Here is a 26,998-nt window from a genome sequence, read left to right as displayed (position 1 = left end):
CCTTTTTAATTGTATTACTACAAGCTAGCGTCACTCCATCGAATTGCCATAGTCAAAATCGTTGTTAAATAAACGAATGAGAGAATTATACATAATATAGTTAATCAACAGGTTTGGTATTACTAAATATGTTTTAAACGTTGTATGATTTCATGACTTGGCAACGGCCGTGCATAGAGGAATCCCTGCGCTTCATCACATTCAAGAGTTCTCAGTAACTCTGCCTGTTCTTCAGTTTCTACTCCTTCAGCGATCACTCGTAAATGTAAATTCTTACCTAAGTCGATGATCGCTTTTACGATGACCGAACTCGTGCATAACTCTCTTATGAACGACTGATCAATCTTCAAATGAGTAATAGGAAACTTACTCAGATGACTTAAAGAAGAGTATCCTGTACCGAAATCATCAATACTTGTGCTAATTCCCAATTCCCGTATCTCTTGTAAAATACGTTGGCAATAATCTACATCAGAGGTCATGCTTTCTGTAATTTCTATGTTTAAGTAGTGAGGCTGTAACCCCGTTTTCCGTAGCGTTTCTTTAATATCTGAAATGAAAGTCTGACTATTAAATTGGCGCAATGACACATTGACACTCATTTGGATCGGTGGATACCCAAGATCTTGCCATTCTTTCGCTTGTTTGCAGGCCGTCTCCAATACCCATAATCCAATTGGAAGAATCAGCCCCGTCTCCTCTGCTATCGGAATAAATTTTCCAGGAGAAATCATGCCACGGGATGAGTGATTCCAGCGCAAAAGAGCTTCTACACCATTCATCTTTCCTGTTTTAAAATCTAATTGGGGCTGATAATGAAGAACCAATTCATTCCTCTTCAGTACTTGTCGAAGTTCCATCTCTATCAAAGTACGTTCCATTAATTCATTGTACAGTTCTTCAGTGAAAAATTGATACGTACTTTTCCCGGATTGCTTAGCCAAATACATAGCAGAGTCTGCATTGCGTATGAGAGAGTCATACGTCGATCCATCTTCAGGAAACATACTAATGCCAATGCTAGGCGCAATGAAGATTTCTAAGTTATTGATTAAAAATGACTTAGATACTTCTTCTACAATTCGCTGTGCGACGAGCTGCACACCTTTTTTATCAGTAGACGTACAGAATATGATAAATTCATCCCCGCTCAGTCGTGCGACTAAATCACTTTGTCTAACGAGTAACTTCAATCGCTCTCCGACAGACTTTAATAATTGATCTCCAATATAATGTCCCATCGAATCGTTAATGTTTTTGAAACGATCTAGGTCAATATAAAGTAATGCAAAAGGTTCTTTAGTTTTAACTCTTCTGTCAATTGTGTATTCAATGGTTTGCTTAAGTAACCGCCTATTCGGAAGTCCTGTAAGATGATCATGAAAAGCCATATGTTCTACAAGTTGTTCTGCCTTTTTACGATCTGAAATATCAATGGCTGTTCCGACAACTTCCACGACACGTCCTTCTTCGAAAATTGGTGAAAGATAGACTAAAAATGTATACGACATATACTCCACTTCGAACTGTGAGCTGCGTCCTAGCAGTCCTTCCACTAGCTGCCGCTTGAAACTGGTAAGATTAGAATTTCTACTAAGCGCCATTTGTTTAATGGTTTCTATTGTCATGCCGAGCTTTTCTGTTATTTTTCCTTCAAGCATAGTAACATTGATTTGATTGTTTTCGTCAAGAGAGTATTTAAAGATCGCATTTTGCAGATTTTTTACTGTCGTTTTAAAATCATTTTTCAATGCTTTTTCTAATGATTCTTTAGCCGCTTCATGGGAGGTAATGTCTTGTCTAATGGAAATATATTGGAAGGGTTTTCCGTCCAATCCAATGAATGGAACGATGGTAGTGTTAACCCAATAATACTCACCTGTTTTAGACAAGTTACGAATATTTCCACGCCAAACCTTTCCAGACTGAATCGTTTCCCACATTTCTTTAAAAAAACTTTTTGGATGAGTGCCCGAGTTAACTACACGATGGGTTTTTCCTACTAGCTCTGCCCGCGAATACTTGGATAGTTTGCAAAAGTGGTCGTTGACATACGTGATAACTCCTTGTGCATTACAAATCGCAACTACGGCAGCTTCATCCAACGCATACTTGAAATTATGTAGATCATTTCTTGTTTTTGCATACTCATGTGAAACACGTTTGGATCCTGAAATATCAATATCTAATGATAAGTAGTGCGTGAGTTGTTCGTTCGAATCGTAAATAGGAACAATTGTAGAATCCACCCAATACTTTTGCTTCTCTTTAGAATAGATGCGTATAGACTCCTGATACACTTTATTGTAAGAGAAATGTACTTCTAATATTTGAAGCAAATCTTTAGTACGGCGCCGTGTAGTTAACATTTCCCACGTGTTCCCGAGCAGCTCTTCTTCGGCATAGCCAGTCAGTTCACAAAAGTTCTGATTAACATACGTCATGCGACCGCTCAAATCGATCAAAGATACACAAAAGGTTTCTTGGAATAGTGCGGATAGCGATGGATTGAATACGGATGTTTTTAATGGCATTTAAAGTTACTTCCTCTCTTAAGACATCTATAGAGCATGTATAAGGTGTATATGATTGTGTAAACAGTAAATAAGAAATGAGTATGATATTTTAGTATAGTAGAAAAATAACAAAGGATAGTAGTTTTGGCTAATTATATCATATAAATAGAGAGTTTTGTACTAGTCTTATTGAAAAAATACAAGTGTTATATAAAAGAAGGCATATAAAAAGGCGGAAGCATGTTTGCTTCCGCTACTGTTATCTTTTCGGTTCATACTGTAACTGTCGGAATAGCTGCTTACGTTCTGCGTCAGTCAAATCTCTCCATTCGCCAATAGGTAAATCTCCCAGCTCAAGAGTTAAAATACGAACGCGTTGGAGCCTGTTGATGTGATAGCCTAAAGCTGCACACATTCGACGGATTTGCCGATTTAAGCCTTGTTTTAAAATAATGGAAAATGTTCGTGGACTGATTTTTTTTACGGTGCACGGTTTCGTCACTGTATCTAGAATCTTCACACCACTTGCCATTTGTTTGATAAAGGATTCGGTGATCGGACTGTCTACGGTAACAATATATTCCTTTTCATGACCGTTTTCTTCTCGTAAAATTTCATTGACGATATCTCCATCGTTCGTTAATAAAAGCAAGCCATCTGAGTCTTTGTCCAATCTTCCTATATGAAAAATACGTAAAGGGTGATTGATGAAATCGACTACGTTGCCTTTAATGTGGCGTTCCGTAGTACTTGTAATGCCGACGGGTTTATTCAGCATAATATAGACTAGTTCATCCTCTTGTTGAACAAGCTTTCCGTCAACTTCCACTTGATCACCAGTTTCGACTTTGCTGCCGAGCTCTGCCAATTGTCCGTTAATTTTGACCCGGCCATCAGCAATCCACTGATCGGCTCCTCGTCTAGATACAATTCCAGCGCCGCTTAAAAATTTGTTAATTCGCATAGTACTTCTCCTTCCGCACTCGTTATAATAAATCGATTATAACATTTTTACTCAAGCCTGTTGATTGTTCAAAGAAAGGAATTAGTTTATGGAAATGAGATAGTTTTAATGAGTAGTTGTGGAGGAAGTGTACGTGATAGGATTCTCCCTGCAGAAAGCGTATCGTCCGGAAGCGCAAGCCGCATGACACACTAAGTCAGCCTCATTCTATCCACTCCCCATAGTCAAACTTGCTTTCGACTAAATGAATAATAGAATTAATCAACAGGCTTGATTTTTATAATAATAAAATGTTGACATTAAAGATTCTGCATATTAAGATAAATGTAATAACGAGACGGACAGAAGATTTCGGTAGCGAAATCGTCCACGATAGACGAGTAGAGTCAGCTGAGAAGAGAATAGTGAAAAGATCAGAATAAGAAGAGTAGCGATCGTGCGTGCTTTTTAGAGAGTCAGTGAATGGTGAGAACTGATACACGGCAGTCGTGAATGGACTTATGGCAGCTGTTTCGATGAAAACAGACGTTAGCCTGCGTTAAAGGCAGTGTGAAAACACATAAAGTGGAAGTGCTTCGGCGTTTCAATTTGAGGTGGCAACGCGGTTACTAATCGTCCTCTGCAACAGGCTAAATATGTCTGTCTGCAGAGGGCTTTTTATATTTGAAGTAAAGAACATAGAAGATGAGAGAAAAGAGGAGAATGAATATGATGGCAGAAAAGAAGAATTTACGCGTAACGACTAGAAAGATTGATGGAGATTCTCTAACACCGATCTTGATTTTTAGAAGGCTGAAAGGGAATCACAAATTCTTACTAGAAAGTTCTTCTCAGGCAGGCGGATCTGGACGGTATTCATTCATTGGGCTGAATCCTCAAAAAGCCTACCGCGGGCGGGATGGCGTTGTCGAAGAATTGGTCTACTCCACAGGAAAAACGTATACGCATGAAGGTGATTTATATACGTTGCTTAAACGGTTGATGCCACGTATTACAGAAGATGCAGGATTCCCCTTTACAGGCGGGGCAGTCGGTTATGTAGGATATGGAGCTGCGCGTAACGGTGAAAAACGTACAGCTGATGACTTACATATTCCAGACGTGTACTTTAATATTTACGACACGATCGTCATCTATGACCATCAACTGCATGAAGTCACGCTACTGCATACGGAGATCAATCCTGTATACGAGGCACCGGATCTAGATGCAATTGAAGAAATGATTGTGAATGGCTCGGTAGATAAGGAAGATGACGTGTCACTATCAGATTATCGTTGTGCCATTTCAAAAGAGGAATTTGAACGTCGTGTACAAATTGTGATTGATGCGATCCGAGAAGGTCAGGCTGAACAAGTTGTGCTGTCCCGCCGTTTTGAAGCGGATATTACAGGTGATCCGTTCGCGCTTTACCGTGCATTACGTCGACGCAATCCGTCACCGTATATGTATTATATGGAGTTTGAAGATCATACCGTAATCGGTACATCACCGGAGAGTTTGGTTCGTGTGACGGGTGAAAAAGTATTGACAAACCCGATCGCAGGCACACGCCGAAGAGGACGGGACGAAGCAGAAGATCAAGCGCTTGAAAAGGAATTACGCAATGATCCAAAAGAATTATCGGAGCATGATATGTTAGTAGAAGTGAGCAAAAAGGAACTTCAACAAATTTGCCGTCCCGAAACGATTGAAATAGCTAATTACTTAGACACAGTACGCTATGAGCACGTCATGCATTTAGTATCTGAAGTAGAAGGGAATTTAGCACCTGGACTCCATGCGCTAGACGCTTTAAAAGCGACATTGCCGGCAGGGACAGTGACAGGCTCGCCTAAACCAGCGGCTATGACAATTATTGATGAACTAGAAGATCAACATCGTGGAATTTACGGCGGCGCAATCGGCTACATCGGCTTGAACGGTAATATCGACTTTGCCCTTACTATCCGTACGATGTTAGTAAAAGACGGCAAAGCATACGTACAGGCGGGAGCAGGTATTGTGGAAGCTTCTGTCCCTTCATTGGAATATAAAGAAACATCAAATAAAGCACGGTCATTACTTGAAGCAACAGAACCGATGAAATGATCAGCCGTGTTAGTAGACGAGAAGAGGAGAGATGAGGATGGAAAATTACATTTCTATAGTCGAGAAGAACGGTCACCTCATGTACGAGGAAATGAAAGTCGTAGCAGAACTGCTATTTAATGAAGAAACAAATGAACAACAAATCATACAATTTCTAACCGCTTTATCAAAAAAAGGAGAAACCTCCCATGAAGTTGCCGCTCTGGCAGCGGTTATGAAGTCTTACGCAATGGATTTAACACCGACGACTGCACGCTACTTGGACAACTGCGGGACGGGCGGAGACGGAGTAAATACATTCAATATTAGTACGACTGCTGCATTTGTTTTAGCGGGAGCTGGTGTGCAAGTAGCGAAGCACGGGAACCGAAAAATTTCGAGCGCAGCAGGAAGTCAGGACGTTTTAGACGCGCTCGGTATTCATTCAGGCTATCAGACGGCGGATATGAAAAATTTGCTTGAACAGGAAGGGATCGCGTTTTTATTCGCTCCAGCAATTCATCCGAAAATGAAGCGCATTGGAGCCATTCGAAATAAAATCGGCAAGCCGACGATTTTTAACTTAGTCGGACCGTTAACTAATCCGGTGGCTCTTGCGACACAATTTACTGGTATTAATCGTCCTGACTTCATCATGGAGTATGCTTCTGTACTTCGGATGCTCGGACGTGAACGAGCGATTGTAGTAAGTGGGGCAGGTGGCATGGACGAAGCATCACTTGCAGGGCAAAATGAGTTTGTTCTCTTGGATCATGGCGATTTAATCCCATTTTCTTTAACGGCAGATGATGTGGGCTTAGAGTATGCGCCGCTGTCAGCAATTAAAGGCGGAGACGCGGTGGAGAATGCCGCAACGACAAGAGCCATCCTGAATGGAGAGCGAGGACCGAAATTTGATACGGTCGTGTTGAATGCAGGAATTGGTTTATTTGCCAATGGTCAAGTAGCTACAATTCAAGAAGGTGTAAAACGTGCTACAGAAAGCATCTTATCAGGAAAAGCGTTAGAAAAACTAGAATCTGTTATCGCGTTTAGCGAAATGATTCGGCAAAAGGCGGTTACTCCATGACAATTTTAGATAAAATCATTGCACAAAAGAAAATAGAAGTAGAAAATTTATTGGCAAATAAAACGACATTTCCCGACAGAGAACTTACACGCCCTTCGCTGTATACGACATTACGCAAAGCTAAACAGCTCCAAGTAATTTCTGAAATGAAGCGTGCTTCTCCTTCTAAAGGATTGATCGCAGAAGGGGCGAACCCTGTGAAACAAGCGACTGCATATTATGAAGCGGGCGCTGCTTGTATTTCTGTTTTAACGGATCAAGAATTTTTTAAAGGATCCTTTGAAGATTTAGCTGCTGTAGCCGAGGCTGTTCCTATCGCTTTGCTATGTAAAGACTTCATGATTCACGAAATTCAGATTGACCAAGCAAAAAGTGCGGGAGCCTCTGTCATTTTACTCATTGTCGCAGCTTTAGATGACAGAACACTAGGTAGATTGTATACGTATGCGAACCGGCAAGGTCTAGACGTACTGGTAGAAGTCCACAATGTAGAAGAATTGCAACGCGCCCTTGCTATTGACGCAAAAATTATCGGTGTCAATAACCGCGATTTGCATACATTTGAAGTAGACTTAACGCAGACAGAACTCATTGCGCAACATTTCCCATTTGACGAAGAGCGTGTCTTCATTAGTGAAAGTGGAATTTGGGACGCTGCAGATGCGGAACGTGCAGCAAATGCAGGGGCCAGTGCAGTGTTAGTCGGCGAATCATTGATGCGCAGTGATTCAGTGAAAGATGCACTCCAATCACTGCAAGTAGCGAAGCCAGGACTACGTTCATGACAAGAGTAAAAATTTGTGGATTGTCACGTACAGAACATGTAAAAGCCGCTGTGGATGCAGGGGCAGATGCGATTGGCTTTGTTTTTGCGCCAAGTAGCCGGGAAGTAACGATTGAACAAGCGCAGTTACTGGCGTCTACTATACCGAATTCAGTGTGGAAAATTGGTGTCTTTGTCGATGCGACGAAAGAACAATTACAAAAAACATTTAAAGAAGTACCGTTAGATTATATTCAATACCATGGAGACGAATCCCCAGAGTTCATTCGAGAGGTAGGATTGCCTTCTATTAAAGCACTGTCCATCGCAAGTGAAGAAGATGTGAAACGGGCAGCTACGTACGATGTCGATTACTATTTATTCGATACACCGGGCGTAGAATACAAAGGCGGTAGCGGTAAAACGTTCGACTGGTCTTTACTAGAAAATGCAGGTGTGACAAGGCAACAGATGATACTAGCAGGTGGTCTGCATGCAGGAAATGTTCAACAGGCGATTGAGCAAGTACATCCCTTTATGGTCGATGTATCTAGCGGAGTGGAAATTAATAAGCAAAAAGATAGTGAACGGATTCAGACGTTTATTCAACTAGCGAAGGGTAGGAGTGGTACAGATGACAACGACAGAAACTAAAGGACGCTACGGTAGATTTGGTGGACAATTTGTTCCCGAGACATTGATGACGGCATTGCAGGAGTTGGAAACGGCGTACGAAGAAGCGCAACAAGATCCTTCGTTCACAGAGGAATTAAATTATTACTTAAAAGATTTCGTCGGAAGAGAAAATCCATTGTTTTTTGCAGAGCGTCTGACGAAACACGCAGGCGGTGCAAAGATTTACTTAAAGCGTGAAGATTTGAATCATACAGGTGCGCATAAGATCAATAACTCACTCGGTCAAGCATTACTTGCGATTCGCATGGGTAAAAAGAAAATCGTCGCTGAAACAGGCGCGGGTCAACATGGTGTAGCCACGGCCACGGCTTGTGCATTACTAGGTCTTGAATGTGTTGTTTTCATGGGGAAAGAAGATGTGCGTCGCCAAGAATTGAATGTGTTCCGCATGGAGTTGCTAGGTACAAAAGTAGTCTCTGTCGATAAAGGGGCAGGTACGTTGAAAGATGCAGTTAACGAAGCATTACGTTACTGGGTTTCAAATGTAGACGACACGCATTATATTTTAGGATCCGCGCTAGGTCCGCATCCATTCCCGCAAATTGTTCGTGATTTCCAACGTGTAATTGGAGATGAAACACGTAAACAAATTATCGAGAAAGAAGGCCGTCTACCTGATGCGGTGGTCGCATGTATCGGTGGAGGAAGTAACGCAATTGGCATGTTCCATCCATTTGTTGAAGATGAAGAGGTAAAATTGTACGGTGTAGAAGCGGCAGGAAGTGGGATTTCTTCAGGTAAGCACGCTGCAGCGATTGCAGGTAAGCAAGAAGGAGTATTGCATGGAGCCTACATGTACGTTCTTCAAGATGACGATGGATTCATACAGGAAGCTCATTCTATTTCGGCAGGCTTAGACTACCCCGCAGTCGGTCCCGAACACTGTTATTTACATGACATTAAGCGCGTGCAGTATGATTCCGTAACGGATCAACAAGCGCTCGAAGGAGTCCAATTATTGTCCCGTATAGAAGGAATTATTCCTGCATTAGAAAGTGCACATGCCGTTTACTATTCGGTACAGTTAGCGAAAGAAATGAAAGAAGACGAAGTACTCGTCATCTGTTTATCAGGTCGCGGCGATAAAGACGTTCAAACGATACGCGATGCGTTAGGAGGCCAAGCATAATGACAAAACAACGAGTAAAACAAGCAATACTGTCATGTAATGAAGTTGGAGATAAAGCATTCGTTCCATATATTATGGCAGGCGACGGTGGTCTGGCTACACTGAAAAAGAATATTTTATTTCTTCAGGAAGCAGGCGCAACAACGATCGAAGTCGGCATTCCGTTTTCCGACCCTGTAGCAGACGGTGAAGTCATCCAGCAAGCAGGAGAACGGGCATTAGCTGAAGGAATTACTTTCCGAAAAGTATTGAATGAACTCGCTACGTTTAGAGACGAAGTAACTGTTCCGTTAGTCATTATGACGTACTTGAATCCGGTATTGAGTTACGGCTTGAACGTTCTCGCAGCCGATTGTGAAAAAAGTGGAGTGTACGGCTTGATCATTCCAGACCTTCCCCTTGAAGAAAGCGGGATGTTAACAGACGCGTTGATAGATTCAGATGTCGCTTTAATCCAACTCGTTTCACTAACAAGCCCATCTGAACGTATCGAAGCAATCGCCAAAGCTGCAGAAGGTTTTATTTACGCGGTAACTGTCAACGGCATCACAGGTGTTCGTTCTTCATTTACAGAAGGGTTAGAAGGACATTTGCAGCGATTAAAAGAAGCAAGTTCTGTTCCCGTACTGGCAGGATTCGGTATATCCACACCCGAACAAGTAAAAAACCTAGGGGCATTGGCGGATGGCGTCATTGTCGGAAGTGCGATTGTCACCGCTTTGCATGAAAACGACTTGGCGACGATTACACAATTAATTGACGCTTCGAAGAATACAGTTTCACATCGATGATAGTGTATAAGACCGAATGACTGATGAATTTCAGTTGTTCGGCTTTTTTGTTGTTTTGGAATGTGGGGGTGAGACTGTTCGCGCTCATAGCCTCTCCAAAAAAGTGGATAACTTTTTAAAGTTCATGCATAAAATCCCACAATGTATTCACACTATCTACAAAGGAGTGGATGAAGTGGAGGATAACTTGCTAACTATCCACAATTTACACACATCTTTCTTGATAGATGGTGAATTTCATGCGGCAGTAGATGGTGTTTCGTTATCTATCCACAAAAATGAAGTAGTGGCGATTGTCGGTGAATCGGGTTGTGGAAAAAGTGCGCTCGCTTTGTCGATTATGGGACTACATTCAGCGGAGCGTACGCGCGTAGAAGGAGAGATTGCGTTCCAAGGAAATGATTTACTGCAGTTGCCCCCTGCTTCATTCAATCAAATCCGTGGAAAACAGCTCGCCATGATATTTCAGGATCCTATGACTGCATTGCATCCATTATTGACAGTAGGGTATCAAATTAAAGAAGTGATGGACATCCATTTGCCGTTATCCACAAAAGACAAGAAACGGCGTGTGCTGCAGTTACTCGAACAAGTAGGGATCCCTAATAGCAAACAAGTCTCTCAACAGTATCCGCACGAGTTGTCGGGTGGGATGAGGCAACGTGTGTTAATTGCTATAGCACTTGCTTGTGATCCACTCTTGCTCATTGCAGATGAACCGACCACGGCGCTTGATGTAACGATTCAAGCACAAATTATGGGGCTGATTAAAGATTTGCAGCAACAATCGCGGGCGGGTGTGTTATTAATTACGCATGATTTAGGTGTAGTGGCAGAAATGGCGGATCGGGTAGCGGTCATGTACGCTGGAGAAATCGTTGAGCTGGCACCGGTTCATGAACTATTTCATCAGCCGCGTCATCCTTATACGCGCTCTCTTCTACATTCTCTTCCTTCTATTCAACAACAAACATTACATGTCATTGAAGGAATGGTGCCTTCGATTGAACGTCTATCACGCAGCGGGTGCCGTTTTGCGCCGCGTATTCCATGGATTACAACTGATCAACACGAAGGCCAGCCGAAGTTACGTGAAATAGCTCCAGATCACTACGTCCGATGTACTTGTTATCAACGCTTCTACTTACCTGGCGACAGAATAGGAGTGGCGGATGATGCCTCTTTTACAACTGCATGACGTGACGGTTTCCTTGCCACGGAATACTGGACGCATACCCATTCCAATCGTCGACCGAGTCAGTTTTCATCTATACAGAGGAGAAGTGTACGGATTGGTCGGTGAATCAGGATGCGGGAAATCGACGACTGCACGCGCGCTGGTCGGATTGAAACAATTGACGGAAGGAAGCATTCTTTTTCACGGCGAAAATTTAGCCACCTTGCCACGCAAAGAACGAAGAATGCGAATGAAAGATATACAGATGATATTCCAAGATCCCTATGCTTCATTGAATCCTAGAAAAAACGTTTGGAATAGTATAGCGGAACCGTTACGGAATTTTTCGCGACTTTCAAAAGAGCAAGAGTTACAACGAGTACGAGAACTGGTAGAACGAGTGGGACTGAATCCTGACTCGCTGTACCAATACCCCCATCAATTTTCAGGTGGACAGCGTCAGCGTATTTGCATCGCTAGAGCCCTTGCGTTGCAACCGAAACTACTCATAGCGGATGAACCCGTATCGGCACTTGACGTATCCGTGCAAGCCCAAGTCCTTAACTTCATGAAGGACATACAGCGAGAATATGGGCAATCGATGTTATTTATCTCGCATGACTTAGGAATTGTCCGTCATATGTGTGATCGAATTGGCATCATGTATCAAGGGCGCCTCGTGGAAGAAGGAACAGTGGGGGATATCTTTGAGCGGCCGCTTCATCCTTATACAAAACGTTTACTAGCTGCAGTGCCGGAAATGAATCCTGCAAAGCGTATGCAAAAAGTTCAGGAACGTCAAACAATTCAGCGCGAATATGAACTACGAATAGGTGATTTTTTGGATGTGACCGGACGTGTGAAGGAGTTGCGGAAAATTTCATCTACTCACTTTGTGGCTATGAAATGAGGAGGGATGAAAATGCTCACATTCATTAGTAAAAGAATTTTCCTGATGATTCCACAATTACTTTTATTGAGTGTGCTCATTTTCTTTTTGGCGAAACAAATGCCAGGCGATGCGGTGACAGGTGCATTTATGGGAAAACCGAATGTTTCTGCTGAGCAAATGGAAAAGATTCGTCAGCAGTATGGTTTAAATGATCCGTGGATTGTTCAATATGGTCGCTGGATGGGAAATGCGCTAAAGGGAGACTTCGGTCAATCATTCGTCCATAAACAACCCGTTACACAATTACTTGCTGGACGGGTCGCCAATACAATTTGGTTGTCGCTCGCTACATTACTTGTGACGTATGTGCTTGCAATTCCTCTTGGTTTGATAGCGGGCAGATGGACAGGCAGCCTTGCCGATCAACTCATCGTAACGTATAACTATATTTCATTTGCCACCCCGGTGTTTGTTTTTGCACTGTTGATGCTGTATGTTTTCGGTTTCGTTCTAGGATGGTTTCCGAGCGGCGGAAGTGTCGATATTCGGATGGAAGAAGACACGATGGAATTTGTATGGAACAAATTAAAACATCTAGTGTTACCGGTGTTATCAGGTTCCTTATTATTGACATACTCGACGATACAGTATTTGCGCAATGAAATTATAGAGACGAAAGTAAAAGACTTTGTTAAAACGGCCCGGGCGAAAGGAGTGCCGGAAAATATTTTGTATCGCCGGCATATATTGCGCCATTCGATGTTGCCGATTGCAGCCTTTTTAGGATATGAAATTACAGGTTTAATTGCAGGTTCTGTATTTATAGAGACGATTTTCAGTTATCCAGGGCTCGGGCGGTTATTTATCGATTCAATTATGGCTAGAGATTTCACGGTCGTCACCGCACTCGTTCTCATTTCAGGGGCTGCTGTCATTGTCGGAACGATGTTGTCGGACATTTTATTGAGAATAGTAGACCCGCGAATTCGTTTAGGATGAGGAGGAAGCGGCATGACGCAATTCCAGCAATCTATAGTCGGTGCGAAATCAGTGAATCGCACATTCCTATCGATCATTTATCTTGAAATCCGTAAAGATCGATGGGCGCTTACTTCGGCTTTCATCATCGCTTTGATCGTCGGACTCGCTTATAGCTCTCCTTTATTTATTTCCATAGAAAGTATGACTAGAATCGAATTATCTCGCATCTACCAACCACCCTCGGCAGGTCATTGGCTTGGGACTGACGACGGTGGACGGGATGTGTTCGGCCAGTTACTGCTGGGAGCGCGAAATTCATTGACCATTGGAATTTGTGTGACATTGCTTGCCAGTGTATATGGCATTGTAGTCGGGCTGCTTGCAGGGTATTACGGTGGAATGGTCGATCAACTCATTTGTCGGGTTCTGGACTTTTTGATGATTTTGCCTTCCTTGATGATCATTATTGTATTTATTGTGATTGTGCCAGATTATAGTGTTCTCAATTTCATCTTGATCATGAGCGCTTTTGCCTGGTTCGGAAAAGCGCGCCTCGTTCGATCAAGGTGCCTGGCAGAGCGAGAGGTAGAATATATTCAAGCATCCAAAACACTCGGGACGCCTCATTGGAAAGTGATGTTATTCGAATTGCTACCAAATATAAGTTCGCTCATTATTGTCAATATGACGTTGACGCTGGCAGGAAATATTGGGCTGGAGACAGGCTTGACATTTCTAGGTTTCGGTCTGCCTTCAGGAACCCCTTCACTCGGAACTTTGATTGCATTAGCTAAAAATCCTCATATTGTACAAAATAACTGGTGGGTGTGGTTGCCCGCGGCTCTGCTGATTTTAGTGATTATGCTTTGTATAAATTATATCGGTCAAGCAGTAAGACGAGCAGCGGATGCAAGGCAACGATTGGTGTGAAGGAGGAAGATGATGTGAAAATACATGGCGTTGTCATAGTAGTCGGACTTTTATTGGGAGGCTGTACAGACGCACAATCGCAGACAAAAGTGGAACTTCCTACGTTTCCTTTAGAAGTAGAAAACCATCACCCGCCGCTGGACGATGGAGAAATGACAGTCGCATTGGTCAGTTCAGGTCCATTCGAAGGGACGTTGAGCAGACCTTTTTACAGTGGAGCATTTGATGCGGAAATTATGACTTGGTTTGACGAGTCACTACTTTCCGTGGACAGTAATTTTGAAATTTCGAATGAAGGAGCAGCCACCTACGAATTATCTGAAGACCTAAGAACCATTACACTGCGAATTAAAGAGGGCGTTTCTTGGCATGATGGCGAACCGGTGAAAGCGAGTGACTTGTTATATGCCTATGAGTTGCTCGGCCATCCCGATTATGCTGGAGAGCGTTACACATTCACGATTGAAAACATTGTAGGGATGGATGCTTATCATGCAGGGCAAGCGAAAGATATTTCAGGAATTACGGTGTCTGATGAACGAACAATTCAAATAACATATAAAGAAGCGACTCCTTCCATTTTGACCGGTTTTTGGTCCGTTCCTGTTCCGCGGCATCATGTAGGGGACATAATAACAGGTGAGGTAACGATGAGAGAGCTCGAAGCATCTGATAAAATCCGAGTGACGCCGATTGGCTTTGGCCCGTATATTATCGTTAAAATTGTGCCGGGAGAATCTGTTTTATTAAAGCGCAATGAAAATTATTGGAGGGGTCGTCCGAAACTTCAATCAGTCGTAGTCAAAACAGTGAACGAAGCCATTGTTGTGGAGTCTTTAAAAAAAGGCGATGTGGATATAGCAAAAGTGCCAGTGGATCAATATGATTCGGTGAAAAAACTTGGAAATATTACGCTTCTTGGAGAAATAGACATGGCCTACAGTTATATTGGTTTCAAATTAGGGGTATGGGATGAAACGCATAAAGAGAATCGAATGAATCCGCAGGCGAAGTTAGCCAATAAATTGGTTAGGCAAGCGATGTGGCATGCATTGGATAATGAATCTGTCGGTAAGTATTTGTATCACGGTTTACGTTTTCCGGCGACCACACTGATGGTTCCGGTATTTAATTTTTACCATGATGCCAAGAATCCAGGGCGACCTTATAATCCTGAAACAGCAAAAAGATTATTGGATGAAGCGGGATATATTGATATCACAGGCGATGGCTATCGGGAAGACCCTGAAGGCAAACCCTTTGTTTTATACTTTGCATCAATGGCCGGTGGGGATGTAGCGGAACCTATTGCAAACTACTATATACAAAATTGGGCGGACGTCGGGCTGCAAGTGGAATTAACAGACGGACGCTTGCATGACTTTCATTCGTTTTATGAGTTGGTGAAGTCGGATCATCCGAAAGTAGATATTTTTCAGGGTGCTTGGGGTACAGGTTCAGACCCGGATCCATCGGGACTTTATGGACGCCAAGCATTATTTAACTACTCGCGGTATACGAGTGAATTAAATGATCAACTTTTAAAAGCTGGAACGTCCGAAGAGGCTTTTGATTCGAAAGTTAGACGCAATATTTATCAAAAATGGCAGGCGATGATGGTGGAAGACGTACCCATCGTACCGACGCTGTATCGCTATGAATTGCTCGGTGTGAATAAACGTGTAGTGAATTATTCTATAGACTCAAAATCAGAAAACCGCCACGTTTGGAAGTGGGGTGTGTCGAAATGAATTTTTTGAATGTTGTTTTGCGCTCATAGAAGTGAATCTTCCGCTCATAGTGCGTGTTGTAGCGCTCATAGAATTGATTTTCCGCTCATAGTGCGTGTTGTAGCGCTCATAGAATTGATTTTCCGCTCATAGTGCGTGTTGTAGCGCTCATAGAAGTGAATCTTCCGCTCATAGTTCGTGTTGTAGCGCTCATAGAAGTGAATTTTCCGCTCATAGTGCGTGTTGTAGCGCTCATAGAATTGATCTTCCGCTCATAGTCCGTGTTGTAACGCTCATAGAATCCACACTCTAACAGCAATCCCCAGCGAAAACATCATTTCAAAAAAATTACCGCATTCCAAATTGGAAACTGCGGTATTAAGTATGTATGTAGATGAATATGATAAAGTAGGACGTAGAAAGGGGGACGAATAGAATGATTTGTCCAAAACGTTTGCGTAAAGGTGATGTGATTGGGATTGTGGCGCCTGCGAGTCCTATTGAGCAGGAGCAATTGGAGCGTGCGTTTTCATTTTTGGATCAACTGGGATTGCGTTATAAAGTTGGGCAGGCGGTTTACAGGAAGAATGGGTATTTAGCCGGCTCAGATGAAGAACGGTTGGCTGATCTGCATGGAATGTTCAGAGATCCCGAAGTGAAGGGGATTATTTGTGCAGGTGGGGGCTATGGTTCTGCGCGGTATGCGGAATACCTCGACATGGAAGTAATTCAGGAAAATCCGAAGATATTTTGGGGCTTCAGTGATATTACGTATGTACATACGGCGATTCGTCAAGGAGCGGGGCTGGTGACGTTTCATGGACCGATGTTGGCTTCTTGTGTAGCGAAAGAAGAGTTTCATGAGTTGTCGGGTAAGATGTTTGGACAACTATTTGAACCTGTGGAAATTCATTACACGGAAGCCATTTCTCCGCTTGAAGCTATCGTAGGTGGTGTAGCAGAAGGAGAAATTGTCGGAGGAAATTTAACGCAACTTGCTAATAGTCTAGGGAGTGAGTTTGAGATCCAAACTAATCAGAAACTTCTCTTTATTGAAGATGTGGGAGAGGAGCCGTATAAAGTAGACCGTTTATTGAATCAACTGCGGCTGGCGGGGAAGCTTCGTGAAGCAGCAGGTATTGTTATAGGGGATTTTGCAAAAGCTGAATCGACTACTCCCGATGCGACACTCACAATGGAGGAGGTATTTGCGCATTACTTCAGCAACTTAGGAAAACCGGTTGTCAAAGGTTTCCAAATGGGGCATTGCGAACCGAATGTGGCGATTCCGCTTGGCATGAAAAGTCGATTGGACGCTGATGGAAAAACGTTAACTATCTTGCCAGGAGTGAAGTGATTGAAAATCTGCACTGTAGAAACGTTCTTCGTGCATATACCATTGCAAAAGCCGTTTGTCACCGCATTGCGCACAGTTCATAATATGCAGTCGATAGTGGTGAAAATAACTGCAGACGATGGATCGAACGGTTGGGGGAAAGCTGTGCCGACACATGTGATCACTGGGGATTCGCTTGGCGGTATCCGGTATGTCATCGATCATATCTTCACCCCTCTTTTAATAGGACAGGATGTTAGAAACCGTGAAAAAATATTCGAGCAGATGCAACGGGCGGTCACTGGCAATACAAGTGCTAAGGCAGCGGTTGATATGGCACTTTACGATTTGTTCGGACAGCTTTGTATGATGCCGTTACATCATGTGTTAGGAGGTTACCGAAATTGTTTAAAGACAAATATGACTGTTAGCGTCGGAACTCCAAGCGCTATGGCTAATGAAGCAGCAGAATATGTGGCGAAAGGATTTACTACGCTGAAAGTGAAAGTGGGTACTGGAAGCCTTATAGAAGAAAGAGAACGTCTTCTTCAAATTCGTCAGCGTATAGGGTCAAATGTAACAATTCGTTTGGATGCCAATCAAGGATGGAAACCGAAAGAAGCGATTCGCATCATCCGCCAACTTGAAGAAGACGGCTGTGCGGTTGAATTTGTAGAGCAACCGGTGGCGGCGCATGATATCGCAGGATTACGTGAAGTGACGCGTAACACGACGACGCTTATTATGGCGGATGAATCGTTGTTTTCATTTGAAGATGCAAAGAACGTATTAGCTTTACGTGCGGTTGACGTCTTGAATATAAAATTAATGAAGTCCGGGGGAATACGTGAAGCGTTGAAGATTAATGCGTTAGCGGAATCATATGGGGTGAACTGTATGATGGGCAGTATGTTAGAATCATCCATCGGTGTAACGGCAGCTGCACATGTGGCAGCGAGTCAGCCAAATATTCTCTATATAGATTTAGACGCCCCTCTTTTAGTAGCAAATGAGTTTCCGACGTCTGGTGTGATGTATCAAAAATCTCTTATGAAGTTCACTCAACAACCAGGGCTTGGTTTTGACTCGAAACGAATGATTACATGGGTGAAGGAGCATGAATGTGAATGAACGTTGGTTATGTGCAGTCAGTGTGGCGGCTGTTTGGACTGATCCTGATGCCGCGCGTCTAGTAGATTTACCGGCATTGAACCATCCCGTGCAGCTGGAAAAATGGCTCGGACAACTAACATTTCAAGATCGGCTTGCGCTTAGTGAAGAAAAGCGAATTCAGACTCAACTATTATACGGTGAAACAGTGATCGTAGAAGATATTGTTGGAGACTGGGCGAAAGTTATCGCTTGTTCCCAAAAGTCACGAAAAGATTCACGCGGGTATCCCGGCTGGGTGCCACTTGTTCAACTATCGATGCGCGAACAACCACGCGCTAGACAGCTTGTGAAAGTAACCGCTCGTGAAGCTATGCTTACGGAACGGTCAGGAGAGCCGTTTTTACGCGTTTCTTTTAACACAGTTTTCCCCTCTGGACTTCCACAAGATAAGCGATTGCACGTATGGACACCTCATGGCTGGAAACTAATCCGCGCTTCAGCTGTAGAACCTGTAGAAGAAGTGGCCATTACGAATCCACTTATCGTTGGCAAGAAGTTTATAGGATTGCCCTATCTATGGGGCGGAGTGTCTTCATGGGGGTTTGATTGTTCTGGCTTTGTTTATAGTATGTGGAAGGCTTGCGGAATGATTTTACCGCGTGACGCATGTGATCAAGCAGAAGCAGGAAGAAGCATCTCACTTGATCAAGAAGATTGGCAAATTGGTGATTTATTGTTTTTTAGAGAGGACGAAGCTTCGTCTATACATCATGTTGGAATCTATGCGGGATACGGGCGTATGCTACATGCACCGTCTACGGGACGATGTATAGAGCAGATTAGATTATTAGGAACGGAGTACGCAGAGAATGTATGCAGTGTACGTAGAGTTGCGGAATAGAGAAAAAACCGAACGAGAAATCTGTTCGGTTTTTTTACATTTCTTGAACGATGAACGTAGCAGATACTGTCACTTCATGATAAGGGTTGCGCTGCAGGACAGTTTTGACGAGCCGGTAAGTTCCGGCAGGCAAACGAATACCTAAGTCCTCAACAGAAAAGGTTTGTTGAATTTCCTGATGTGCTGTTAATTCTGATCCTCCATCACGAAAATGAGGATCGCGAAGGAATACGGCGTCAGAGTATGTGAGAATGTACCAATGATCGTCTTTCCATACTTCTATATGATAAAATGGACCAATTTCAAATGAATTGGTAGTTGTATTCGCTACTTTTGTTTTAATATGTGTAGGAGATTCATCAAACACATCTTGCAGTAGTTCTAGAGAAATCCCTTCGTTATGGGACGGGATGGTTTGATCGGGAACTGGGTCGGCTAAAGTAGTAAGGGTGTCTTTATTTCCGCAACTGGCTAATAAAAGTAATAGACTGACGAGAACTATCCATCTTTTCATCTATCTCACCTCTCTATAAGTATATACCTATTAGCTGGATAATACGTTCATAATTACTCAGCTGTAAAAGTCTTCTCATTTTCGCGTATACTAGCTAGTAGTAGTAAAAAAGGAGTTGTCACTATGACTGAGAAAAAATCAATGAGCCAATCCAGAACAATTCAAAGCAAACTTGTCTTGCCGCCTGACACAAATCATATTCAATCGATTTTCGGTGGAAAAGTATTAGCCTATATTGATGAAATTGCAGCAATTTGTGCAATGAAGCACGCGGGTACGAGAGCAGCTGTCACAGCATCTATTGATTCGGTGGACTTCGTTTCTCCAGCATTGCTAGGAGATGTTATCGAGTTAGAAGCAATCGTCACTTCTGTTGGTCGCACATCCATGGAAGTTTTTGTATCGGTACATTCCAAAAACTTGGTAACAGGGGAAGTAAAGTTAACGACCGAATCTTTTTGTACGATGGTAGCAGTAGATGATACGAACCGTCCGATCCCCGTAGCGGAAATTTATCCTGAAACAGAAGTAGAACGACGGCTGTTCGATTCAGCACCTGCCAGAAGAGAGTTGCGTCAACAACGTCGTCTCATGAAACATTAATACGATCTTAAATAAGTTAGCAGATAATCTTAGGACGGTCTGTTAAGGCTCTAAACTAAAGCAGGCAGAGAAAAACGATTCGTTTTTCTCTGCCTGCTTTGATTGTTAGTAGTTAGCAATTTTGAAATACACCGTTCGTAAGAAATCGCCTGATAGCGAACATAATACTACCTGTTTCCATAAAAAAGGTCATCAAAGAAGGCAAAACGTCGAATGAATAATCATTTACTTTTTATAACACTTGCACAATTTCTTTCAATAGTGTACTATGTAACTAATACACCGATACAGAAGGAGTTGAAGATATATGAATAGTTGGGCTGGTTTATGGAACAAAGAGTGGGAAATGATGAAAAGTTGGCTGTATGCTACTATGATCATCACACTTTTGACAGTCACCTTCGTCTCATTCGCTTTGTCAATTCTAGGAGAAGGTAGTTTCGATTTATCCTCTATACTTGGTAGTTCGTTGATGATGTGCTTGCTAATCGCGATGTGTGTACCTATCGCATTATTGCTAAACAGCTTGTGGATTGAATGGAGGAGACCAGATATTTGGCTTCATTCTTCGCAATCGATTTACCGCTTAATCGGCAGTAAGGTACTATTTTCACTCGTAGTTGGTTTGATAGGCATGAGTGTTCCAGTTATTTTACTCATTGTTTATGCGGTGGTCAGTGAAGCTTCGACAGTGAGTTTATCGAATGCAGTGACGATGATATTCAGTTTCATAACTTTTTATATAGCAGCAGTCGTACTCATGTTCTTTGGATTATTCCAGGCAGCGGTTTTTCGTGTGATCCGATCGTATGTAAATCGAGGAGCGTTTCTCTTGTGGTCAGTTGTATTGCTCGCGTCCATTTGGTTAATTAAAACCTTCTTGGAGTCTTCTATATACTATAAAATAGCCCATGTTGGACTATTGCCTATATCTAAGACGGATCGATCGTTTGAAATCGGTAACCTATACGTTAGCCAACACTCAGAAACGATTTATATGGGAGAGATTTTCCTTGTAACAAGCTTTTTGATCGCTTTCTTTTTCCTATCGTCATGGTTATTGGAAAAGAAGGTGAGATTATGAATAGCGTATGGAGAGGATTAATTCGGAAAGAATGGATAGTCATGAAATGGTTGGTGTTGTGGCTTGTATTGCTGAATGTGTTAGTCGTTTGTGTAGCTCCTTTAGTAGTCGGCCACTTCGTCGGAATGCAAGGGACTGTCAATGAGAATATGCATGTGCTGGCAGGTACATGGTTTGCTTTATACACGTTTGCAGGCATCGGAATTCTCATATACAGCTTAACGAAAGAGATGAAAAATCCTGAAATCTGGCTTCATTCGCCGCAGTCTTTATACGAGTTAGTCGGTGTGAAAGTATGGTTTTCTGCGTTAGTCGCCATCAGTACATTATTTTTCGGTGGAATGCTCGCTAGTCTTTCGCTTTATGTGGCAGGCTACTGGACGAATGAAACTGCGTGGCAGGGACTTCTATCATTGGTAAGTGTAGTAGTAGCGATTTCATTAAAGCTCTTATTCGTCATGGCGGTCGGGTTTTTCTTTTGGAGTATCTATGAAGTACTACAACCGCGTCTTACACTATTGACGATTCCCATCACAGTCACGGTGTTTGTCACTGCAACCGTTTTGTGGGAACAACTGAGAACGGCTGGTTTCTTTGACTGGCTTCGTCTATTCGTTCCAGTACGACTAACAACTGAGTCATTTTATAATGATCAGACGAGCTACTTTTTTATGGGTATTGTACCGGACGGGATTATCTTTTCCCTAGGAAGCTTACTATTTTACTTGTTGCTTAGCGTTTTCTTAATCGTTCTAGGTTCCAAACTGTTTGAAGAGAAAGTGAGGTTGTAACGATGGGCATGGAGTTTCTTCCGGACAAACCAATTTACCAGCAGCTTGTCGATCATATTATAGGCGATATTATACGCGGTACTCTAATAGCCGGAGAAAAACTACCGTCTGTCCGTGATTATGCTGTTTCAGTCGGTGTCAATGCAAATACGATGCAACGTGTCTACAAAGAACTGGAGCAGTTAGGAGTAACTGAGACGAAAAGGGGGCAAGGATCTTTCGTGACGGAGCACAATGAACGTATTCAGCAACTGCGAGAAGAGATGAAAGAACAGCTAGTGACATCATTTATTCAAAGTGTGGAATCGTTGGGATTTACAGAAAACGAAATGATTAGCTATTTGCAGAAACGTGGTGGAGATAATGATTGAACTGCAAAATGTATCGAAACATTACGGACGTAAACGAGCATTGAATGAAGTGACAGTCGCATTACCGCAAGGAAAAATCATCGGCTTGGTCGGTGAAAACGGCAGTGGGAAAACAACGTTACTTCAAGTAGTTGCTGGTTTACTGACGCCGGATGCAGGTGTTGCGTTGCTCAACAGCAAGAAGATTAACAGAAGGGACGCTGTATCAATTGCCTATATGCCTGATACCGATTTATTTTATCCGTATTTTACTGTGAAGCAATTGTTTGCATTTTATGATTCACAATTCGAGGATTTTGAAATGAAAAAAGCTGAAGAACTAGCAAATTATTTGAAATTGTCATTGGACAGCAAAATCGGAAAACTGTCTAAAGGGAATCGAGGTCGTGTGAAAATAGCGGCTACATTAGGTCGAGAGGCAACGTATTATTTATTGGATGAACCATTTTCAGGATTGGATCCAATGGTACGGGAAGATATAGCGAAAGGGCTGATCCGATTCACAGATATTGAACGTCAAACGATTCTACTATCGACGCATGAGATCAAGGAAGTCGAACCGTTATTAGATGAGTTGATCGTATTAAAAGAAGGATTCGTGCTAGCTCATAAAGAAATAGATGAAATTCGTGATACGTACGGAATGGATGCAACTGCATGGCTGGTTTCTCTGTTTCGATAAATATTACAATGAAAAACAGCAGCAAATGGAGTGGCTGGAACCACTTCATTTGCTGCTGTTTGGGTATTTTCAGTTATTGCTGCTGAATGTGCGAACTAAGCCTAGAATTGTTCCACCTAGAATAAATGCGAACAACGCATACATGATGTAAATGAACCACATGAATATCCACTCCTTTAATCAATATCCTGCCTATCATTGTAACACTGCAGCAGACGCGTTGCAATGGAGTTTGTCAGACAACTGTGTCAGCTGTGCGAATAGAACGGCAAGCAGAATGATTCATATGTAAAAAATAGAGGTCTGTTAAGGTTTCTCTCTAAGCAAGTCGCGGATTTCTGTGAGCAATTCTTCTTTTGTGTCCAACGGTTTTTCCTCTGGTTCTTCTATCGCGGGCTCTTCTTTCTTCAATTTCATCCTTATCAGAAGCCGCAGGAATAGAAATAACGAAACAGCGACAATCATGAAGTTAATGACTGCTTCAATGAACAATCCATATTTGATTTCAGCATCTCCCACAGGATAGCTCAGCCCCGAAAAATCGAGTCCACCTGATAAAATTCCGATAATCGGGGAAATGATATTTTCAACTAGCGAAGAAACGATTGTACTGAATGCTGCACCGATAACGACACCAATTGCTAAATCGAAAATATTCCCTTTAAACGCGAACTCTTTAAATTCTTTCCACATAGACGTCTCCTTTTCTTCGATTCAGTCCATAAGAGCATGCTTCTTACGTTGGAATCGATGATACATAGCAATAGAAGAAATCAGCCACAACGCGCTGGCAAGCACGCCACCAACAATATCACTTGGAAAATGGACACCTAGATAAATGCGGCTCACGGCAATCATGCTAGTCATGAAAACAGCAACTATGACAACGAGTGTGCGGCTCCATGTAAATTGTAAGTTCCTCCATACAATATACGCAAGTATCGTATATAAACTAAATGCCATCATCGTATGGCCGCTTGGAAAGCTAAAGCCACCAATGTCAATAAGGCGATGAAAGTCGGGCCGCTCTCTTTTGAAAATAAATTTCAATACTTGATTTAAAATACCCGTCCCCGCTATAACTGAAACTAATAAAACGGCTTGCGCACGATGTTTTTTCCAAAAAAGAATAGCTAGTGCGGAAAGGGACAGTAAGACGACAATCGTTGTCGAACCGATCGTTGTAAAAGTCTTCATAATAGTGGTGAGCCATGGAGCTTCCATTCCTTGCACAACATCAATAATAGGATCATCAAAACTAGTAATCGTATGTAAATGAATAGACCGGGCGATAAATGCGAAGAAGCCTGCAAAAAGTATGCACATTAGCCAAGTAAACAATAAACGGAAAGATAATTCACGCATAGCTATCATCCTTTCTATACTGTTTTATATTTTGAATGAAGGTCCAAAAAAAGTACAGCAAAAGCCTGCAGAATAGAAGATTACGAGCTGTTCCAATGCGAACGCGCTTTCTGTATGACATTTGTCATGTGAAAGTCATGACATTTATGTCTACCCCTCTGAGACGATGCACGGTATTGTTAATGTACTAGCAAACCCAGTAGGAGGGACATTCAAACATGAGTAAAGAGAAAACGAAGCAACTGCACAAAGACGTTGCGCCTTTTGCGAAGTCAGATCTAAAGAAAAGTATTGTACAGATGCTAAACACGATACCGCCCGTTTTGATTTTATGGTTCTTAGCGTACAAAAGCTTGGAAGTTTCTGTTATATTGACAGTTGCCCTATCCATCGTAGCTGCATTTTTTGTAGTTCGCACATTCATCATCTTTCATGACTGCACGCACGGTTCATTCTTCCGCAATAAAACAGCAAATAATATTGTCGGAACAATTACTGGCGTTCTGACATTGTTTCCTTATGAAAAGTGGAAAAGAGAGCACTCAATCCACCACGCGTCTAGTTCAAACTTAGATAAGCGCGGTGTTGGAGACATTTGGGTGATGACAGTGGATGAGTACCAAAATGCTTCTAAGCTTACACGTTTAGGCTATCGCTTCTATCGCAGCCCTTTAGTATTGTTTGGATTTGGCCCTCTGTATTTGGTGTTAATTTCGGGTCGTTTCAACCGTAAAGATGCACGTAAAAAAGAGCGTATGAATACGTATCTAATCAACGTCATCTTACTTGTATTATATAGCGTTCTAATCATGGTTGTAGGGTGGAAAGCATTCTTGATCATTCAAGGAACAATGATGTTCACAGCTGCGGCACTGGGCATTTGGTTATTCTACATTCAGCACACATTTGAAGACTCGTATTTTGAAGAAGAAGCAGAGTGGGATTATGTAAAAGCCGCTGTTGAAGGTAGTTCATACTATCAATTACCACGTGTTCTGCAATGGGCTACAGGTAATATCGGCTTCCACCACGTACACCATCTTGCGCCGCGTGTACCGAACTACAATCTCGAAATGGCACACGAGTTAACACCGCCATTGCATAAAGCTACAACAATCACATTGAAAACTAGCCTTGAATCATTACGCTACCGCTTGTATGACCCTACAAATAAAAAGTTTGTGACGTTCAAAGAAGCTAAGCAATTTGCGGCGAAGAAGAAGTTATCAATTGATTTAAAACCAAAACGTACAAGATTACAATAAGCAGGCGTGAGAAGGAATTCCTTCTCCGCCTTTTTTTTGTGCCAATAGGTTCAGTAGGTGAAGTAGCCAAATGTTTGTTACAATGAAAGAAAAAGAGGGTGGTGTCAAGCAGTGAGCAGTTGGTATAGTATTTTCCCGAAAAATCCATGGCTCAGTATTTATGCCTGGGTCGTGTTTTGTATATTGCCTTTCTTTTTTATTTTACGGAGTGCATCCCCATTTGATTTAATGATCGGGTTTACGTTATTAGTGTTATTTTTCTTGTCCTACTATTTTTCCACTAAGTCTCAGAGTGGATTGATGTATATGTGGATTAGTTTTGAAATTGTTATCACGGTCGCTATGACTTTATTGTTTGGTTATGTATATTTATCTATTTTTATTGCCTTTTTCATTGGAAACATCCGCAATCCAGTAGGCTTCTTCGTGATCTATGGGTTACATATTGCCATTTTGATCGGTGCGGTCGTGGCGGGTTTCTTTATTGAGATTGAATTATTTTTACCGCAAATTCATTTCATTATTATTTCTATCATAGGTGTCGTGCTTCTGCCATTCAATTTATATAATCGGCAAAAACGTGAACGTCTTCAGGATCAATTGGAGATAGCAAGAAAAAGAATTTCAGAGCTGACAATTGTTCAAGAACGTGAACGAATTGCGAGAGATCTTCACGATACGTTAGGTCAAAAATTATCGATGATCGGTTTGAAAAGCGACTTAGCTGTCCGTTTGATCGAGAGGGATGCTGAAGCAGCTGCTGCTGAATTACAAGACATTCGACAAATTTCTAGCACGGCATTGAAAGAAGTGCGTGTATTAGTTAGTGGAATGCGAAGCGTAAAGCTGAAAGATGAATTAGTTCGCGTACAGCAATTATTAAAGGCAGCAGAAATTGAATTGGTTGTCGAAGGAGATCCAAACTTCCCGGGCATGTCGCCGATCGTAGAAAATGTATTAGTCATGTGCTTGAAAGAAGCGATCAATAATGTAGTCAGACATAGTTATGCCAAAAAATGCTGTATCAGTTTCGAGAGAACGACTAAAGAATTCACCATTCAAGTAAGTGATAACGGAATTGGGATTGCACAAAATGGTGTGAACTTACCGGGCAATGGCCTCGATGGAATGGAAGAGCGTTTAGAATTTGTGAATGGAAGGTTATTGATTGCCAGTGAAGAAGGCACTCAACTCAAAATTAAAGTACCGGCAGTGTTAAAGCAAATAAAGGAAGGGTGATTCAT

At 42.2% G+C, this 26,998-nt stretch carries 27 protein-coding genes and 1 other annotated feature; of the genes, 22 read left to right on the top strand and 5 right to left on the bottom strand.

The window, feature by feature from the left end:
* Positions 1 to 122: 122 nt before the first annotated feature.
* Both DV702_RS12595 and rluF read right to left on the bottom strand, forming a co-directional pair.
* A complete protein-coding gene (locus DV702_RS12595; RefSeq protein ID WP_114925062.1) occupies positions 123 to 2,534 on the bottom strand; it encodes an EAL domain-containing protein in 2,412 nt (803 codons plus the stop codon).
* Between the two features lie 241 nt (positions 2,535 to 2,775).
* Complete coding sequence (rluF, locus tag DV702_RS12590) at positions 2,776 to 3,480, bottom strand: 23S rRNA pseudouridine(2604) synthase RluF (protein WP_114925061.1); 705 nt, start codon at positions 3,478 to 3,480, stop codon at positions 2,776 to 2,778.
* Positions 3,481 to 3,885: 405 nt separating this feature from the next.
* Positions 3,886 to 4,103: a binding site (T-box leader), on the top strand.
* A gap of 85 nt (positions 4,104 to 4,188) precedes the next feature.
* On the opposite strand from rluF, the gene DV702_RS12585 reads away from it, so the two are divergent.
* The 15 genes from DV702_RS12585 (at position 4,189) to DV702_RS12520 (ending at position 19,079) form a co-directional block, all read left to right on the top strand.
* Positions 4,189 to 5,571 carry an anthranilate synthase component I family protein gene (locus tag DV702_RS12585; protein WP_240315613.1) on the top strand — a complete coding sequence of 461 codons (1,383 nt, stop codon included), beginning with the start codon at positions 4,189 to 4,191 and terminating at the stop codon, positions 5,569 to 5,571.
* Between the two features lie 37 nt (positions 5,572 to 5,608).
* Entirely contained in the window at positions 5,609 to 6,640 is a 1,032-nt protein-coding gene (trpD, locus tag DV702_RS12580) for an anthranilate phosphoribosyltransferase (protein WP_371682710.1), read from the top strand.
* A complete protein-coding gene (trpC, locus tag DV702_RS12575; RefSeq protein WP_114925058.1) occupies positions 6,637 to 7,425 on the top strand; it encodes an indole-3-glycerol phosphate synthase TrpC in 789 nt (262 codons plus the stop codon). Before trpD ends, trpC begins: the two co-directional genes overlap by 4 nt.
* On the top strand, positions 7,422 to 8,057 hold the full coding sequence (locus DV702_RS12570) for a phosphoribosylanthranilate isomerase (protein ID WP_114925057.1): 636 nt from the start codon (positions 7,422 to 7,424) through the stop codon (positions 8,055 to 8,057). Before trpC ends, DV702_RS12570 begins: the two co-directional genes overlap by 4 nt.
* A complete protein-coding gene (gene trpB, locus DV702_RS12565; protein WP_114925056.1) occupies positions 8,038 to 9,228 on the top strand; it encodes a tryptophan synthase subunit beta in 1,191 nt (396 codons plus the stop codon). Before DV702_RS12570 ends, trpB begins: the two co-directional genes overlap by 20 nt.
* Entirely contained in the window at positions 9,228 to 10,019 is a 792-nt protein-coding gene (trpA, locus tag DV702_RS12560; protein WP_114925055.1) for a tryptophan synthase subunit alpha, read from the top strand. The genes trpB and trpA overlap by 1 nt, the downstream gene beginning before the upstream one ends.
* Positions 10,020 to 10,194: 175 nt before the next feature.
* Complete coding sequence (locus DV702_RS12555; protein ID WP_240315612.1) at positions 10,195 to 11,217, top strand: ABC transporter ATP-binding protein; 1,023 nt, start codon at positions 10,195 to 10,197, stop codon at positions 11,215 to 11,217.
* Entirely contained in the window at positions 11,195 to 12,106 is a 912-nt protein-coding gene (locus tag DV702_RS12550) for an ATP-binding cassette domain-containing protein (protein ID WP_114925054.1), read from the top strand. Before DV702_RS12555 ends, DV702_RS12550 begins: the two co-directional genes overlap by 23 nt.
* Positions 12,107 to 12,118: 12 nt before the next feature.
* Positions 12,119 to 13,087 carry an oligopeptide ABC transporter permease gene (gene opp4B, locus DV702_RS12545; protein WP_114925053.1) on the top strand — a complete coding sequence of 323 codons (969 nt, stop codon included), beginning with the start codon at positions 12,119 to 12,121 and terminating at the stop codon, positions 13,085 to 13,087.
* 12 nt (positions 13,088 to 13,099) lie between these two features.
* Positions 13,100 to 13,999 carry an ABC transporter permease gene (locus DV702_RS12540; RefSeq protein WP_114925052.1) on the top strand — a complete coding sequence of 300 codons (900 nt, stop codon included), beginning with the start codon at positions 13,100 to 13,102 and terminating at the stop codon, positions 13,997 to 13,999.
* A gap of 14 nt (positions 14,000 to 14,013) precedes the next feature.
* Complete coding sequence (locus DV702_RS12535) at positions 14,014 to 15,750, top strand: oligopeptide ABC transporter substrate-binding protein (RefSeq protein WP_114925051.1); 1,737 nt, start codon at positions 14,014 to 14,016, stop codon at positions 15,748 to 15,750.
* A gap of 131 nt (positions 15,751 to 15,881) precedes the next feature.
* Positions 15,882 to 16,007 carry a hypothetical protein gene (locus DV702_RS17245; protein WP_256359801.1) on the top strand — a complete coding sequence of 42 codons (126 nt, stop codon included), beginning with the start codon at positions 15,882 to 15,884 and terminating at the stop codon, positions 16,005 to 16,007.
* A gap of 158 nt (positions 16,008 to 16,165) precedes the next feature.
* On the top strand, positions 16,166 to 17,086 hold the full coding sequence (locus DV702_RS12530) for a S66 peptidase family protein (RefSeq protein WP_114925050.1): 921 nt from the start codon (positions 16,166 to 16,168) through the stop codon (positions 17,084 to 17,086).
* Positions 17,087 to 18,196, top strand: coding sequence for a mandelate racemase/muconate lactonizing enzyme family protein (locus DV702_RS12525; protein ID WP_114925049.1), 1,110 nt, complete (start codon positions 17,087 to 17,089; stop codon positions 18,194 to 18,196).
* Positions 18,189 to 19,079 carry a C40 family peptidase gene (locus DV702_RS12520; protein WP_162805794.1) on the top strand — a complete coding sequence of 297 codons (891 nt, stop codon included), beginning with the start codon at positions 18,189 to 18,191 and terminating at the stop codon, positions 19,077 to 19,079. The genes DV702_RS12525 and DV702_RS12520 overlap by 8 nt, the downstream gene beginning before the upstream one ends.
* A 34-nt stretch (positions 19,080 to 19,113) precedes the next feature.
* Here DV702_RS12520 and DV702_RS12515 read toward each other — a convergent pair whose 3' ends face one another.
* Positions 19,114 to 19,593: an immunoglobulin-like domain-containing protein gene (locus DV702_RS12515; RefSeq protein WP_114925047.1), complete on the bottom strand. Its 480-nt coding sequence runs from the start codon at positions 19,591 to 19,593 to the stop codon at positions 19,114 to 19,116.
* Between the two features lie 123 nt (positions 19,594 to 19,716).
* Here DV702_RS12515 and DV702_RS12510 point away from each other — a divergent pair, with 123 nt between their 5' ends.
* From DV702_RS12510 to DV702_RS12490, 5 genes are all read left to right on the top strand, one after another.
* Positions 19,717 to 20,196: an acyl-CoA thioesterase gene (locus tag DV702_RS12510; protein ID WP_114925046.1), complete on the top strand. Its 480-nt coding sequence runs from the start codon at positions 19,717 to 19,719 to the stop codon at positions 20,194 to 20,196.
* 307 nt (positions 20,197 to 20,503) lie between these two features.
* Positions 20,504 to 21,280 (top strand): hypothetical protein, encoded by a 777-nt coding sequence (locus DV702_RS12505; protein WP_114925045.1) that lies wholly within the window; start codon positions 20,504 to 20,506, stop codon positions 21,278 to 21,280.
* Complete coding sequence (locus DV702_RS12500) at positions 21,277 to 22,071, top strand: hypothetical protein (protein ID WP_114925044.1); 795 nt, start codon at positions 21,277 to 21,279, stop codon at positions 22,069 to 22,071. The genes DV702_RS12505 and DV702_RS12500 overlap by 4 nt, the downstream gene beginning before the upstream one ends.
* A gap of 2 nt (positions 22,072 to 22,073) precedes the next feature.
* The gene (locus DV702_RS12495; RefSeq protein ID WP_114925043.1) at positions 22,074 to 22,442 is read left to right on the top strand and encodes a GntR family transcriptional regulator; all 369 of its coding nucleotides are present in this window, start codon (positions 22,074 to 22,076) and stop codon (positions 22,440 to 22,442) included.
* Positions 22,435 to 23,124 carry an ATP-binding cassette domain-containing protein gene (locus tag DV702_RS12490; RefSeq protein ID WP_205407180.1) on the top strand — a complete coding sequence of 230 codons (690 nt, stop codon included), beginning with the start codon at positions 22,435 to 22,437 and terminating at the stop codon, positions 23,122 to 23,124. The genes DV702_RS12495 and DV702_RS12490 overlap by 8 nt, the downstream gene beginning before the upstream one ends.
* Positions 23,125 to 23,430: 306 nt before the next feature.
* On the opposite strand, the gene mscL is transcribed toward DV702_RS12490, so the two are convergent.
* Entirely contained in the window at positions 23,431 to 23,817 is a 387-nt protein-coding gene (gene mscL, locus DV702_RS12485; protein WP_114925042.1) for a large conductance mechanosensitive channel protein MscL, read from the bottom strand.
* 21 nt (positions 23,818 to 23,838) lie between these two features.
* Positions 23,839 to 24,489 (bottom strand): phosphatase PAP2 family protein, encoded by a 651-nt coding sequence (locus tag DV702_RS12480; protein WP_162805793.1) that lies wholly within the window; start codon positions 24,487 to 24,489, stop codon positions 23,839 to 23,841.
* Positions 24,490 to 24,707: 218 nt separating this feature from the next.
* On the opposite strand from DV702_RS12480, the gene DV702_RS12475 reads away from it, so the two are divergent.
* Together DV702_RS12475 and DV702_RS12470 are read left to right on the top strand one after the other, a co-directional pair.
* Complete coding sequence (locus DV702_RS12475) at positions 24,708 to 25,754, top strand: Delta(5) desaturase DesA (protein WP_114925040.1); 1,047 nt, start codon at positions 24,708 to 24,710, stop codon at positions 25,752 to 25,754.
* A gap of 111 nt (positions 25,755 to 25,865) precedes the next feature.
* The gene (locus DV702_RS12470) at positions 25,866 to 26,993 is read left to right on the top strand and encodes a sensor histidine kinase (protein WP_114925039.1); all 1,128 of its coding nucleotides are present in this window, start codon (positions 25,866 to 25,868) and stop codon (positions 26,991 to 26,993) included.
* Positions 26,994 to 26,998 lie beyond the last annotated feature (5 nt).

It is taken from the genome of Sporosarcina sp. PTS2304 (assembly GCF_003351785.1).
Taxonomy (GTDB): Bacteria; Bacillota; Bacilli; order Bacillales_A; family Planococcaceae; genus Sporosarcina.
The sequence above is the reverse complement of the archived record's forward strand: the minus strand, read 5'-3'. Positions and strand labels throughout refer to the sequence as shown.